19 protein-coding genes are annotated in these 13,558 nt (G+C 69.0%); 1 reads left to right on the plus strand and 18 read right to left on the minus strand.

Going from position 1 to position 13,558, the window contains the following annotated elements:
- Positions 1–27 precede the first annotated feature (27 nt).
- From AC6CCG_RS21760 to AC6CCG_RS21835, 16 genes are all read right to left on the minus strand, one after another.
- On the minus strand, positions 28–1,227 hold the full coding sequence (locus AC6CCG_RS21760; RefSeq protein ID WP_496656746.1) for a tyrosine-type recombinase/integrase: 1,200 nt from the start codon (positions 1,225–1,227) through the stop codon (positions 28–30).
- Entirely contained in the window at positions 1,227–1,445 is a 219-nt protein-coding gene (locus AC6CCG_RS21765) for a helix-turn-helix domain-containing protein (RefSeq protein WP_496656747.1), read from the minus strand. The genes AC6CCG_RS21760 and AC6CCG_RS21765 overlap by 1 nt, the downstream gene beginning before the upstream one ends.
- A 3-nt stretch (positions 1,446–1,448) precedes the next feature.
- On the minus strand, positions 1,449–2,633 hold the full coding sequence (locus tag AC6CCG_RS21770; RefSeq protein ID WP_496656748.1) for an AAA family ATPase: 1,185 nt from the start codon (positions 2,631–2,633) through the stop codon (positions 1,449–1,451).
- Complete coding sequence (locus AC6CCG_RS21775; RefSeq protein ID WP_496656749.1) at positions 2,630–3,532, minus strand: bifunctional DNA primase/polymerase; 903 nt, start codon at positions 3,530–3,532, stop codon at positions 2,630–2,632. Before AC6CCG_RS21775 ends, AC6CCG_RS21770 begins: the two co-directional genes overlap by 4 nt.
- Positions 3,529–4,233, minus strand: a complete 705-nt coding sequence (locus AC6CCG_RS21780; RefSeq protein WP_496656750.1) for a hypothetical protein — start codon at positions 4,231–4,233, stop codon at positions 3,529–3,531. The genes AC6CCG_RS21775 and AC6CCG_RS21780 overlap by 4 nt, the downstream gene beginning before the upstream one ends.
- A 96-nt stretch (positions 4,234–4,329) precedes the next feature.
- Complete coding sequence (gene ssb / locus AC6CCG_RS21785) at positions 4,330–4,803, minus strand: single-stranded DNA-binding protein (RefSeq protein WP_496656751.1); 474 nt, start codon at positions 4,801–4,803, stop codon at positions 4,330–4,332.
- Between the two features lie 27 nt (positions 4,804–4,830).
- Positions 4,831–5,169 (minus strand): hypothetical protein, encoded by a 339-nt coding sequence (locus AC6CCG_RS21790; protein WP_496656752.1) that lies wholly within the window; start codon positions 5,167–5,169, stop codon positions 4,831–4,833.
- Positions 5,170–5,190: 21 nt separating this feature from the next.
- Positions 5,191–5,442: a hypothetical protein gene (locus tag AC6CCG_RS21795; RefSeq protein ID WP_496656754.1), complete on the minus strand. Its 252-nt coding sequence runs from the start codon at positions 5,440–5,442 to the stop codon at positions 5,191–5,193.
- Entirely contained in the window at positions 5,439–5,717 is a 279-nt protein-coding gene (locus tag AC6CCG_RS21800) for a hypothetical protein (RefSeq protein WP_496656755.1), read from the minus strand. The genes AC6CCG_RS21795 and AC6CCG_RS21800 overlap by 4 nt, the downstream gene beginning before the upstream one ends.
- Complete coding sequence (locus tag AC6CCG_RS21805; RefSeq protein ID WP_496656756.1) at positions 5,714–6,025, minus strand: hypothetical protein; 312 nt, start codon at positions 6,023–6,025, stop codon at positions 5,714–5,716. The genes AC6CCG_RS21800 and AC6CCG_RS21805 overlap by 4 nt, the downstream gene beginning before the upstream one ends.
- A gap of 178 nt (positions 6,026–6,203) precedes the next feature.
- On the minus strand, positions 6,204–8,582 hold the full coding sequence (locus AC6CCG_RS21810; protein WP_496656757.1) for a P-loop NTPase family protein: 2,379 nt from the start codon (positions 8,580–8,582) through the stop codon (positions 6,204–6,206).
- Complete coding sequence (locus AC6CCG_RS21815; protein ID WP_496656758.1) at positions 8,582–9,412, minus strand: hypothetical protein; 831 nt, start codon at positions 9,410–9,412, stop codon at positions 8,582–8,584. The genes AC6CCG_RS21810 and AC6CCG_RS21815 overlap by 1 nt, the downstream gene beginning before the upstream one ends.
- The gene (locus AC6CCG_RS21820) at positions 9,409–9,822 is read right to left on the minus strand and encodes a hypothetical protein (RefSeq protein WP_496656759.1); all 414 of its coding nucleotides are present in this window, start codon (positions 9,820–9,822) and stop codon (positions 9,409–9,411) included. The genes AC6CCG_RS21815 and AC6CCG_RS21820 overlap by 4 nt, the downstream gene beginning before the upstream one ends.
- Complete coding sequence (locus tag AC6CCG_RS21825) at positions 9,819–10,064, minus strand: hypothetical protein (RefSeq protein ID WP_496656760.1); 246 nt, start codon at positions 10,062–10,064, stop codon at positions 9,819–9,821. Before AC6CCG_RS21825 ends, AC6CCG_RS21820 begins: the two co-directional genes overlap by 4 nt.
- A complete protein-coding gene (locus AC6CCG_RS21830) occupies positions 10,061–10,246 on the minus strand; it encodes a hypothetical protein (protein WP_496656762.1) in 186 nt (61 codons plus the stop codon). The genes AC6CCG_RS21825 and AC6CCG_RS21830 overlap by 4 nt, the downstream gene beginning before the upstream one ends.
- 361 nt (positions 10,247–10,607) lie before the next feature.
- The gene (locus AC6CCG_RS21835) at positions 10,608–10,823 is read right to left on the minus strand and encodes a hypothetical protein (protein ID WP_496656763.1); all 216 of its coding nucleotides are present in this window, start codon (positions 10,821–10,823) and stop codon (positions 10,608–10,610) included.
- Between the two features lie 200 nt (positions 10,824–11,023).
- Here AC6CCG_RS21835 and AC6CCG_RS21840 point away from each other — a divergent pair, with 200 nt between their 5' ends.
- A complete protein-coding gene (locus tag AC6CCG_RS21840) occupies positions 11,024–12,406 on the plus strand; it encodes an NsdA family TPR-like regulatory protein (protein WP_496656764.1) in 1,383 nt (460 codons plus the stop codon).
- On the opposite strand, the gene AC6CCG_RS21845 is transcribed toward AC6CCG_RS21840, so the two are convergent.
- Complete coding sequence (locus AC6CCG_RS21845) at positions 12,378–13,277, minus strand: phosphotransferase enzyme family protein (RefSeq protein WP_496656765.1); 900 nt, start codon at positions 13,275–13,277, stop codon at positions 12,378–12,380. The genes AC6CCG_RS21840 and AC6CCG_RS21845 overlap by 29 nt on opposite strands.
- Entirely contained in the window at positions 13,274–13,528 is a 255-nt protein-coding gene (locus AC6CCG_RS21850; RefSeq protein WP_496656766.1) for a hypothetical protein, read from the minus strand. Before AC6CCG_RS21850 ends, AC6CCG_RS21845 begins: the two co-directional genes overlap by 4 nt.
- Between the last annotated feature and the right edge of the window lie 30 nt (positions 13,529–13,558).

Raw genomic sequence — 13,558 nt, forward strand, 5'->3', positions numbered from 1 at the left:
CACAAGGGAACCGGGCCGATCAGCGTCCTAGCTGCTGCCCGCAGCGGGGGCATCTCCGACGCTGTCTGCATCCCCGGTGCATCCTTCACCGCTCTCTGCGCCGGCCTTTCGCCGCTCGCGAGCCAGCTTGATCCGGGCGTTGATCGCGTCCGCGATGGCCCGATCGGCCTGTGACGATGCGTGCTGATAGATCAGCGCAGCCCGAGGACTGTCCTGACCCATCCGAGCCATCAGATTGCGGGTGCTGGCACCCGAGTCGGCGGCGAGCGTGTTACCTGTGTGGCGGAGGTCGTGGAAGCGGAAGCCGGGCATTCCGATGGCGGTCACGGCCTCAGTCCACCCGACAGTTGGGTTGAAGTTGCCGCGCGCGATCGGCTTACCCGATGGATGAGTGAATACGAGCGCATCAGGTGATCGATCGGTGTACATGTCGAGGTGCTCCGCCAACTCGGGAACCAATTCGTCCGGCATCCCAATGATCCGGTCGCCGGCCTTGGACTTGGTCGGGCCCAGGACCAGACCCCGGCCACGGACGAAACCGTATGCATGCTGAACCCTCGCCGTCCGGTCCTCGATGTTGATGTGGCGTCGCTGCAATGCGGTCACTTCGCCGTAGCGGAGACTGAGGAACGTCGCCGTCAAGATCATGACTCGGTACCGCTCGGGCATCCTGTCAGCAAGTGCATACACCTGATCCACAGTCAGAACCGGTCGCTCAGCGGGATTCTCGGTACCCGCGCCCTTGATGCGACAAGGATTCCGCTTGATCAATTCATCGTCAACGGCCGTCATCAGCACCGCGCGAAGCAGCCGATACGCCTTTGCGACCATGGTTGCCGAGACGTTCTCGCCCATGAGTCGCGACCGCCACCGGCGGATCATTCCCGGATCGATGTCCGAGAGGAACACGTTCCCGAAATGATCTTTGAGGTAACGCCGATAGAGCCACTCGTAGAGTTCGACCGTTCGCGGGCGAAGGTTCGGGCGCTCGGGAATCCAGGTCTCGGCGTAGAGCGCGAACTTGATCTTTCCTCGATCTGGGTCCTGCCAAACTCCGCGAAGTAGATCGGCCTCAACGGTGGTTAGCCAGTCGTTCGCTTCGGTCTTTGTTTCGAACGTGTCGGGCGCATATCGGCGCACGCCGAGCGGGTCCAGGTAGCTCGCCTGGTATCGCCCCGATCGTTGCTGCTGAATCTTGCCAAACCGCCGCCGCTTCGACTGTGCCATCAGGCAGCCCACCGTCCACCGCGGCGACGGTCGATCGGTTGGACCGTCTGCGCCGTGATGTAGCCGCTGAGTGCCGACTCAGCGATCCGGATGCAGCGCCCCATCCTGACGAACGCAATCCGCCGTTCGGCGATCAGCCTGCGAATGAACTTCTCGCTGCTGCCCAGCAGCTCGGCGGCCTGCGGAACGTCGTACAGCTTCTCGATCTTGGTCGTCATGGTTCAGAGTCCTTCCGTCAGGTCGTCGGTTGATTCGGTATGGCCGCCAGTTCCGCCACCTCCGCCACTTCCGCCAGTTCCGCCAAGGCCGCCTGAGTTGGCGGAGATGGCGAGTTGCCAGAGCGCGTGGCGGTTGATGGTCGAGGAGGTGAACGGCCCTGCCTTGAACGCGCGTTCGATGTTGCGGACGGCGTGCCCGGCCTCAACCGCGGCCGAGAAGACATCGGTGCGCAGTACTCCGGATTCGTGCTCGGTCAGGTAGTCCGTCAGCCAGGCTCGCGCGCGATCCTGGTTCGTCTCCTGTGCGGGCATGGCTGGCGCGGTGAGGTCGTCCGCGGTGCGTTCCGTGATGCCGTCCCAGATGACGCGGGCGCAGCCGTGGTCGTCGCTGTTCTCGAGGTGGTAGACGAGGCTGGCGGGCTCGGGTCCGATGTTGGATTTGGTGGAGGCGATGATCACCTGGTCGGGGTTGTCGCGGTCGCGGGCGACGGTGAAGCCGAGGCGGGCGGCGCCGATGATGCCGATGGAACCACCGCCGCGGTAGATGGCCGGTCCGCCGTCGGCCTTGGTGAGGTGGCGAACGATCACGACGGCGGCGCCGGAGGTCTCGGCGGCGCGGGTGAGCGGTGTCAACGCTCGGCGGATCGATTGGTCTTTGTGGGAGTCGATCTTGCCGTCCAGGAACGCCATCAGCGGATCGATCACGACCAGCGCGGCGTCCACGGAGGCGATCGCGTCGGCGATGTGGTCGATATCGCCGGGGAGCACCGGCAGTCGTTCGTAGGGCTCGGGGTAGTCGTCCACGGTGATCCCGGTCAGCGCCACGACGCGGGACACGTCGGCGTCGGCGGCGTCGAGCCGGGGCCGGATGGTGTCGGCCAGGCCGTCCTCGGCCGACAGCAGCACGACGCCGGCCGGGGTGGTGCCGGGCTGCCCGTCGGGCCAGGGATTGCCGGTGGTGATCTTGGCGGCAAGATCAAGTAGCGCGGTGGACTTGCCGAGGCCGGGGTTGCCGTCGAACGTGTGCACCTTGCCACGGGCCAGGTAGCCGTCCCAGAGCCAATCAATCCGCTCGGGCTGGACCTCGGCGAGGTTCCGCAGGACCGGCCGGGGCCCGGCTGGCTCGGGGGACCAGTCGGGTTCCACGGGCCGGAGCTGTCGCACGGTCTCGGTGGGTTGGTGGCTCACGCCGCGTTCCTTCCGGTAGCGATCCTGCGCGGGCGTTGGGCGCCAGCCCGGAACCCGGACGTGATCGTTTTGTGGGCTTGCTGGTCGGTGTGGTCACCCTTGGGACAGGAGGCGGCCAGGGCTTGCTCTGCGGCCATCAGGGCGGCGTAGGCGGTGCCGTGGTCGAGGGCGTGGCCGGCGACCAGGCGGCCGAGGTTGAGCGCGGCGATGTAAAGCGCCCGGTTGTGCTCGCCGGGCGGTGCGTCGGTGACGTACTGCACCTCAGCGCCGACGACGGCGGCGAGGTAGCCGGTCAGCCGTTCTGTCTGGACCTGTGCTGGCCGTGCCACGGCGGGCCGTTGGCGGGTGAGGCGTGCGGCGATCCAGTCGGGCAGCGGGGCGGCTGGCGCGTCGTGGGTGATCGTGTAGACCCGGCCCCCGATTCGGTTGCCGGCGGCGACGACGTAGCCGCCGCGGCCGCGGGTATCGACGTGCCAGGCGAGCCGGCTCTGGCTGTTGCCAAGGGCGGGTTCGGGTTGCCGGTAGTACAGGTGGAGCCCGCCGGAGCCGGTGTGCACGGTGAACGTCTCGATAGGCAGGTGTTCACCTGCCTGTTCGGCGGCCGCGGCGAGCGCGTCCGCGCCGTCCCGGATCCCGGCCGGCCTCTCGGTGGGCGGTGTTTCGCCGGTCTTGGGTTGGTCGCAGTCGATGACCAGGAGCCGGGAGGGTCCGCAGGCGATCCCGATCCCGTCGCCTGTGTGGTCGGGGTGGTTCCACCAGCGCCGGATCCGATCAGGGTCGGTGGTGGCGGCGTTCTCCCAGCCGAGGATCGCGGGGGTCTTGCGGTTGGGCTTGAGAGGGAAGATCCGCCAGCCGCGCCGAGCCATGTCGAGGGCGACGGCGAGTGCGTAGCCGGTCATGCCGCACCGCCGATCGCCTCGGCGTTGAGATGGGCGAGGAGTTGGTGGCCGATGTGTTCGGTGTAGGCGGGCGGGATGGCCTGGGTGAGTTCCCGCCAGGTCATCCAGTCGATACCCATCGCGGCGCGCGCGTGGTCGAGGTCGGCGGCCTTGTGCCCGCGGCGGGTGCCGTCGGGCCGGCGGTACTCGCGATCGTTCTCCGCGTGGTCGCCGTAGACGCCGATCGGCTGACCCTGTTGACGATGGGCACAGGGCGTGCTCAGCACCGCGAAGTTGGCTTCGAAGTAGCGATGCCGCCGGACCGCGAGACCGAACGCGGACCCGCACAGCTTGGCCGGATGGTCCAGGTCCCGTTGTGCACCCTCGACGTTCTCGATCACGTACGGGACGCCGGCCAGCCTCAGCAGGGCACGCACCTTGCCGATGTCGCGCGAGTACCGGTCCGGCTCGGGCGTCATGGTGCTGTAGCCCTGACACGGCGGGGAGGCGTGAACGGCGTCGAAGCGGTGCCCGTGCTCGGCGAGGTAGGTGAGGGCGTCGGCCTGGACGAACCGGAACGGGTAGCGGGGTTGGGGCCGGTGGTCGATGCCGGTCACGTCGAACCCGGCCCGGTGATAGCCGGTGGCCGCGCCTCCGGCGCAGCAGTACAGGTCGAGCAGTCGCGGACGGCGACGGGTTCCGTAAGGATGGGGGTGGTTCATGATCGCCTCGGTTTCAGTCCCGGTCGTGGTCATGGGAAGGGTTGGCCGGCGAGCGGCCCGGAGGTGGCAGCCTCCGGACTCGCTCACCAGCACCGGTCAGAACGGCGGCTCGCCCGCCGCGACTCCGGCCGGGACCGGCTGGCCCTGGTCACCGGTCGGTGCCGAATAGGTCTCGGCGCCGGCCGGTGCCGTTTCTGGTCGTTGCCGGGTGGCCTTGGTGATCTTGGTGGTGGCCCATTGCAGGGACGGGCCGAGGTCGTCCACGTCGAGGTCCAGCGAGGAACGGTGTTGGCCGTCGTCGGTGGTCCAGTTGTTCTGCCGGAGCCGGCCGGTGATGATCACCCGGACGCCCTTGGTCAGTGATTCGGCGGCGTGTTCGGCGAGGTCGCGCCAGGCGGTGCAGCGCAGGAAGATCGTTTCCCCGTCGGCCCAGCCGTTCGTGGCGCGGTCGTAGCGGCGCGGGGTGGAGGCGATGACGAACCGGGCGTAGGTGTCGCGGCTGCGGGTGAAGCCGAGTTCGGGGTCGGCGGTCAGGTTCCCGATGATCGTGATCGTGGTGTCGTTGCTCATGGTGAGTGTTCCTTTCGGGGTTGGGTTTCAGGCGGCGCGGGCGGTGTGGCCGGCGGCGGTTCGGTAGAGCGCGGTCGCGGTCTCGCGGGACCGGCGTTCGGCGGCGCGGAAGTGCTCGCCGGTCGTGAGCGGGCTTCCGGGTTCCGGAGTGGCGGTGTGGCCGGCGAGGGCGTGATTGCGGACGGCCTGGTCACACAGGTCGGCGATCCGTTCGGCGATGTCGGCCAGCGCGGCGGCCAGCGAGGTGGCGTCGCGGCCAGCCAGCGGGGTCCCGGCTGCGTCGTCGAGGGCGTCGCCGAGGATGGCGCCGGCCCGGTAGATGTCGGCTCGGATCGCCCGGTGCGGGTCATGCAGAGTCGCGGTCATGATCAACTCCCTTTCACGTGGCTAGAGGTGTTTGTTGGTGTGGTCGCGGGTGCGGCCGAGGCTGTTGGCGATCCGGCGGCCGAGCCGGAGCCGGCGGCCGGTGCCTTTGCAGCGGGGGCAGTCGCGCCAGGCTTTGCCGCTGGGTGAGCGGCGTTTGCCGGAGCCGGTGCACCGCCGGCAGGCGGCGAACGGCCAGAGCCAGCACGTCAGCAGGTAGAGCAGGCCGAGCCCAGCGACGACCAGGACCAACAGGCCGACTTGTTCGCCGGTCACGGGATGAGTCCGGGGATCGCGCGGATGATCACGACCGCGACCATGCACAGGCCGAGGTAGAAGGCTCCGAACAGCGCGGCGACCAGCGCGATCCCGAGCGGACCGTTGTCGGCGGCCCACCGGTACAGCGAGTCCGGCCGGAACCGGAGCTTGCGCCGGGCCGGGTCGGGCGAGGCGGGGTCACCGGGTTCGATCATCCAGGTCGAGCCGAGGCACCAGGCCGTGACGACCGCGACACCGGCCAGCACGATCACCACGAACGCGGTCGGCGTCATGCCGCACCGCCGATCGGCCGCGCGACAGCGGCAAGGTGACCGATCGCGGTGCGGAGTTGCCGGGCGTCGAGGGCTGGCCCGGCGAGCGGATCGACCAGGGTGACGAGTTCGGCGATCGCGGCCCGCAGCCGGACGGCTTCGGCGTTGGCCCGGCCGGCCGCGGTCAGGTAGCGGTTCGCGTCGGCCAGCGCCTCACACAGGCGCCGGTCGAGCCGGGCGCGCTCGGTCTTGAGGTCGCGGTTCTCGCGGGTGAGGTCGGTGAACAGGGCCAGCAGTCGGGGGTCGTGGGCGAGGCGGTTGGTGGTCATTCGGGTCTAGCTCCTATCGGCTCGGAAGGGTGTCCAGGTTCCTGTTTGGCAGGCATTTGGCTGCATTTCGGGCGTGTTCGGCCAGGGCCGCTAGACCGGTGTCGTGCCTGGTCAGCGTCCTGATCGGTGTGCTAGCGGGGCTGCTAGGTCTAGCGGCCCTGCCTGGTGGGCGGTCTGGTCAGTCGGCGCCCTCCCCGCTGCCACCGTTCGCGGCGAGGCGGCGGCGGGCGGCGGCGAGGTCGGCGCGGTCGAGGCCGCGCCGGTTGCTGCCCTTCCCGGTCGCGGGGTCGGTGCCCCACACCTGGGCGGTCTTGAGGCCGTAGGGCTTGATCTGGGCGGCCAGGCCGGCCGGGTCCAGGTCGCCGTAGTGGTCGGGCCGCAGGCCAGTCAGCAGGTCGCACAGGGTCTCCGACCACGCCTTGTCCTGCCCGTCCGGCCAGACCGCGGCGAGGTCGTCCAGCAGCGACACCGCCGGCGCGGTGTCCGGGGTGTCGCCGGCGGCGTGGCCGGTGATCATTCCGGCGGCCTCGCGGAGGGCGCGGGCACGGTCGGCGGTCTTCTCGGCCGCCAGGCCGTCGATGTAGTAGGTGCGGGTGATCTGGTGGTTGTCGGCGTGACCGCGCAGGATCCCGATCCCCTTGTCCCGGTTCGTCAGGTCCGACGCCCGCAGCCCGGTCCGATACGCGCTCGTGCCGAGGATCATGTCGTTCTCCAGCTGGCCCATCACCCGCAGACAGAACCGGATCCCAACGTTGGCGCTGATGCCGGTCGGCAGCGAGTCCTTGTCCGGCCGCTGCGTGGCCAAGATCAGCATGATCCCCAGCGCGGGGCCGCGCTTGATGATCGCCAAACAGAGTTGTTCGGCCTCGTCGCCGTACTTGTCGGAGGTGAACAGTTCCTGGCACTCGTCGATCGCGAGCACGATCGGCGCCAGGCCGAGCTTGGGGTTGCGGGACAGGTCCGGCGTGACCTTGTTCTCCGGGCACAGATCCTTGGGCAGCTTGGTGATCACGCCGGCGCGGCGTTCCAGTTCGGCGAAGACCTCGCGCAGGCCGGTCATCAGGCGGTCCAGGGTGGCCTCGTCGCCGGGGCCGGAGGCGTAGCGGTGCGAGATCCGTTCCAGCGCTTCCAGGTCGCCGGTGCCCTTCAACTCGTATGTGTAGAGCATCACCGACGGATCCAGCGCCAGGTCCAGCAGCACGACCCGCAGCGCGAACGTCTTCCCCTGACGAGGCATCGCACCGATGAGCAGGCTGTTGAAGATCATGGTCATGGTGACCGGCCGGCCGCGCTGATCGACCCCGAACGGCAGATCGGTGAACACGTCAGCCTGACCACGGGCCGCGAGCGGCCAGGCGGCGGGCTTGGACTGGGCCATGTCCTTGTCTCCGACCCACAGGACCAGGCGGCCCTCGTGCGAGTCCGGGTCACCCTCCGGCCAGACACAACCGAGTTGGCGGCGCAGGGCCGACGCCAGTGCCGGGCGACGGTCCAGGATGTCCCCGGCGGTCACGCCGGGCGGCAGGTCCACCGCGGCCCGCCAACCCGGACCGTCCCGCGTGATCGGCTGAGGGAAATGCACGCCAGACCCGCCCGGACGCAGCGCCTTGTTCATCTCCGCGATCCCGAGCGCGCCCAACGCGCCCATCACCAGATCGGAAGTCAGGACCGGGACCTTGTCCGGCGTGACCGCCCGACCCAGGACCGGCTTGTCCGCCGGGGTCCCGGCCCAACCCAACAGGCCGACCAGGACACACCCCAGCACGACCAGGACCGGATCGGGCAGGACCGTGACCGCCGTCCCGCCCGCCACGACCGCGGTCACGCCGATCAGCAGGGACAGGACGCCGCGGACCCGTTGTCGGTTCACCGTCTTGTCCATCAGCCGCATGTGGGTCTCGGCGTCGGCCTGCTGGATCGCATGGCTGCGGAGTGGGGCGGTGTCGGCGTCACGGACCCAGCGGGACCAACGCCCGAGCAGGCGGGCCGCGCCGATCGGGGCTTGCAGCAGCAGCCGGCCCAGGTAGAGCGGGACACGGGCGGCGTGGAACGCCGCGATATGGCGGGCGGTCCCGGCCACCCAGACCACGGCGGCCTTGCGGGTCGTGGTGTCGCGGAGCCAGACCGGGATCACGTCCTGCCGTTCCGCTGGCCGGTCCCACGGCAGGACACCCGGACCGGTCCCGGTCGGCGGATCGACCAGGACCAGCGTCCCGCCCTCGTCGTCCGTGTCCTGGTCGGTGTCCCGGTCCAGGTCGGGGTCCGGGACGATGACGGTCCCGCCGTCTCGCAGGACCAGGACACCGCCGGACCCGTCCCGGTCCCGCCCGGTCTCGGCCGTGTCCCGCTCGTCCTGGTCCGGTCCCGTCTCGGTCCTGGCCTGGTCGTCCCGGTCGGTCTCGGACAGGTCCGGGATCTCGATCTCGGTCTCGTCCTGGTCGTCGTCCAGGGTCGGCCAGACCGGGCCAGTGGTGCCGGGACGGCGGAACGGGATCACGCCGCTCGGCTCGGTCTCGTCCTCAAAGCTCGGGGTGTCGGGTCCCGTGGTCGCGGTCATCACGCCGCCTCGCTTCCGTACTCGGTTCCGGTCTCGGTCTCGCCGTCATCGGCGCTGGTGTCGGTGGTGTCTTCGGTGAGGAATTCCTGGCGCCACCGGTTGCCCGAGCGGCGGGTCGCGCCGGCCGCCTCGGCCAACTCGGCGCCGTCCGGGGTCCGGCCCTCCGCCCGGGCCGCTTCCCACACCTCACGCGCCCGCGCCTTACCCGTCCCCGGCCTCACCTCGGCCGAGGCCGGACCAGTCGATGCCGGAGCCTCGGCCGGCCGGGTCGGCTCGGCCGGCTTCGGGGCCGGGATCGAGTCGGGCCTTGCGGTGATCGCGGCCGGTGTGCTGGCCGGGGACGGTTCGGGCCGGGTCTCGGTGCGGAGCTTGGGCAGGGACGCCGGGGACAGCAGAGCGTCCAGGTGGAGCACCGCGGCCAGCACGATCGGGGCGACCATCGCCGCGACGATCACCAACGCCAACCCGGCCGGCAGGTGCCCGGCATGCACCAGGTGACCGGACACGTTCCCGGCCAGCGACGCGCCGAGCGCGGCCAGCGTCAACCGCCGGGCATAGCTACGGGTCTGCGGACTGGTCTGCTGCCGGCGCAGCCAGATCCGGCCACCCAGGAACGCCGGAAGATCGATCAGCACCGGCAACAGCCACGCCCGCCAACCGCCCCACCCGGCCTGAGCCGCGAGAAAGATCAACGTGTCACCGGACACGACGATGGCGGCGATGATCACTACGTACAGGCCGGCCCGCACCCACGGATCCCGCGCGTTCTCCCCGCCGCTGATCTTGGTGGTCTTGGCCGACTTGGCCGGGGCGGATTTGATCTTGGTCATGCTGCTCGTCCTTCCTGCTCGGTGCCGGCGATGGCTGCCCACTCCACGCGCTGATCGCGTCGGCCGCGCCAATGGGCGTTGTTCCGGTCATCGCGCGGATGGCGCCGGAACTGGCCGGCGATGATCCCGTGGACCGGCGGGTCGGTCGCCAGGAACGCTGCGCACACGTCGAACACCGGGCACGCCGTCCGGCACAGCCGGGCTGGCCGCTGAATGTCTTCCTTGAACGGCGTTCCCCGCTCATCGGCGTCCCACGACCGCGGATCCATCCGGCACGGCGTCAACACCCCTGCCTCGAACTGATCTTGAATCGCCGCCGTCAACGCCACCTGAGCCCTCGCCTGCCGGGTCGTGTAACCCGGACCGGGCAACGGCTCCACCCGGCGGACCGCTTTCTGTTCGCCGGTCATTTCGGGCCGTCCTGTCGATGATCATGATCGGCAGGGGTGTGGTTCGGCGCGTCGTTCCGTGCATCGGCATGGCTTTGCCAAACCAACCAGGCCGCCACCGGGAAGGGTGTCAGCCACAGCAGCGCCAGCGGGTTGCCGGCGATCACCTCACCGACCAGCCACACCACCAGCACGACCGCCGCGGCCAGCGTGAGCACCAGCACGACAGCCAGCCGAAGCCGGGCCCACAGATGGCCGGTCATGCTGCCTCACCCCCAAGATCGGCAGCGAACAGCGGCTCGACCGCAGCCAGGCGATCCTCGGCTGCCTGCCGCGTCGCGAGCCGGTGCGCCAGGTCCCAACAGGCCGGGCACATCGCCCGCTTTGCCGAACGGACCGCGGCCACCGAATCCAGGAGGACCTCGGGATCGACCGGGACGATCATCAGCCGCCGACCCTGCCGGTGCTCCACATCGCAGCGGCCGCCGCCCTTCGCATGAGCCCGACCGCACACTCCCCGGCACTCGCACCGGCCACCAGCTGCACCAATCACCGCAGCCTCAGCCACCGCGACCACCGGCCACGCCGAACGAACCTCGCCCGCCGCCATCACGCCGCCACCGCCCGCACAGCAGCGGCCGGGCGGTGCCCGGTCCGGAGATGATCAACACCCGCCGCGATCGCCTCAAGCTGCGACCGCTCCCGGCCCACGCCCGGACACGACGGGTAGCCAAGGCAGGTCCAGGAGTAACCGCCGCCGGTCGTGGCCCGGACCAGGATCGGGCGCTCAACGTGAGGCCGCGACATCACCGACCACCACCGTTCACGCCCGCGTTGATCGCGCCGATCACCGCATCACAGAACGTGTTCAGGCCGGACAAGATCGGCGGACCCACAGCCGTACTCGCCAACGCCAAACCCAACAGCACCCCGACGATCGCACCGCCAAGGCCCTGCTTCCAGTACTTCACACACAGAAAGATCAAGATCGCGAGGATCGCGACCAACGGGATCGTCACCATCGGTTTCTCCTAGATCGATTGGGCAGGACTCAATACTGACTCAGTCAGTATTGAGAGTCAAGGGTTATGCTGCGACTCAGTACTGGCCGCTGCGGTTCTTGGTTTGTTTGACCAGCATCCCGACGATCACCGGGGGCTCGGTAGGGCGCAGCGGGGGGCGCAAATGTGCAAATCGCGAATCAGGGAAGGGGCGAGGTGCGATGGCAGGCAAGCCGAACGAACGCCTGGCCGCCGCGATGCGAAGCGCGGACCTCTCCAGCAAGCGACTGGCCCGCCGGATCCGGGAGCTATCGGCGCGTACGGGAAAGCCGCTCGGAACGAACCACACAGACATTTCCCGATGGCTATCCGGCACGGTCCCTCGGGTGACCACAGTCGCCCTGATCGCCGAGGCTATGACGGACCTGACCGGACGTGCCGTCAGCCCCGCCGACATCGGGTTTCCCGGTGCGAGTCCGTCGATCAACCGAGCGGGGCTCGACTACGGGGCCGCGGAGGCCCCGAGCACACTGCTGGACGTCATGGAGGCCGATCTGGCTGATGTCCAGGCGATCGTCCGATCGGAGCTCGACGCGCAGGCCGGGCCGGCCGCGGCACTCCAATGGCTCACCGACGGTGATCAGCCGATGCCGGAGAACACCACTGGCCAGCGGGTCGGACTGGCTGACGTTGCAGCTGTCCAGGCGACGACGGCGGCGTTTGCGCGCCTCGATGACACCTATGGCGGCGACCATGCCCGCCGGGCGCTGGTCGAGTTCCTACGGTCCGACGCCAAGCGGCTACTGAGCGGGCGCTATTCGGAGTCGATCGGCCGCGAGTTGCACCGGACGATCGCAGAGGCAACGTTGCTCGCGGCGTGGATGTCGTACGACGCGGGCCGGCATGGACTTGCTCAGCGGTACTTCACCCTGGCGCTCGGGTTGGCCCGGTCCGGCAATGATCAGCTACTCGCCGGAAGCGTTCTCGACGCAATGAGTCACCAAGCAACATTCCTCGGCCGCGGAACGGAAGCGGCGACGCTGGCGAGGGCAGCCTTGGCAGGCACGCGCTCAGTCGCGACGCCGACTCTCAACGCCCATTTCCTGCTGATGGAGGCGCGCGGGCTCTCGGTGAGCGGCGACGCCGTTGGAGCGGAACGGGCCCTGTCCAAGGCTGTCGGCATCTTCGACCGGCGCCAGCCGGACGATGATCCGGAATGGATCCGGTATGTAGACGATCGCGAACTCAACGCCGAGTTCAGCCACTGCTACGAGGCCCTTGGGTGGCACCACAAGGTGGACGCCTACGCGGTCGAATCTCAGGTTGGCTCGCCCCGGAGCGACTTCTTTACGTCCATGCTGCGCGCTACAGCGCTGCTGTCCGGGCCGGCCGCAGATATCGAGTCTGCCTGTGCCATCGCGGGGGACGCACTGGACGCCGGAGAACACCTCAAATCGAGCCGAGCGGTGTCGTACGTCGCGGACTTCCAGGCGAAGCTTGCGGGTCGGGATGGCGCGGCTGCCGTTGTCGATCTAGTCGAGCGGAGCGCCGACAACCGCATGTGGAACGCCGGACTCAGAACGGCTTCCAAGATCGCCGGCTAGAGCCCGTGCGAACGTCGTGGATTCGCTGTCTGGCCTCAGGAACAGCGGCCGGATCAGTCTCAGCGCGACCCGCGATCCACGTCAGCATCGTGAGTTCGAGCGTGTCCCGCAGAGTGCTGTAGCCAGGCCACTCCATCACGTCGAACCCGTAGGCCTTGACGAACGCCCGGTACTCATCCCGCGTGTGCCAGCCGAACTGTTCGTAGTACTGCGCCGTCTGGATCAGATCCCACTCACGGGCGCCGGTGGCGAAGCTGTCCAGGTCGGCCAGCCGGGCGACTCCCGCATCGTCCACCAGGACGTTGCCCACGTTCGCGTCTCCGTGGATCGGGCCTGGCTTCAGTGCAAACTTGAGCCCCTCGAAATCGGCCGCAAGTTGGCCCAGCCGATCGGCGAGGAAGTCACGCATGCCTTCGTCCAGGTGTTGGAGCTTGGACAGCCGGCGGGCCGCCTTCCCTCCGGGGTTGAACGTCGGCAACGGCACCGGAGCCGGACCCTGGATCGCATGCATTTGGGCGAGCAAGCGGCCGCAATCTGCGGTCGTGCCGAACACGGTTCGGTCCGAAACGGACCGCCAGAACGTCACGACCCGATCGCCAGCCGTGATTGGCTGGCGTACGTCCAGCACCTCCGTCACAGCGACCCTGTGAACGGCCAGCCAGCGCGCGATCTCCACCGTCATCCGCACCGACTCAGCGTCCGCATCGGGGGCGCTAACGCGAACGATCGTGCTTCCCGACCGAAACACGGCGTTTGATCCGATCCTGATCAGATCAGGGGCGGGGAGGTCCAGTCCGGCTTCGGCTGCAGCCTGCTCAAGGGCGTTCAGCGCCTCCGAGCACTCACGATCGGAGTCGTCCGGGCTGGTCACTCGCTGGCCTTCGGCTCGGTCTCGCTGGCTTCCTTGCGCGGCCGGCCGCCGATGCCATGGCGCGGGCGCTTCTCGTGCCACTCGATGATTCGTTGCGGCTTCCACATGTGAGTCCGGCCGACCGTCAGATCGGGCTCTGGCATCTGGCCGCGCAGCCGGTAGGAACTGACCGCACCGACGCGCACGCCGAGGTGCGCGGCCACGTCAGAAGTCGTCCACCACTCTGCGTTCGGATCTGGGGCATCGCTCACCGGTCTACCTTCGCAGAGCGAGGCAAGGTC

It is taken from the genome of Microlunatus sp. YIM B11417, from assembly GCF_059617205.1.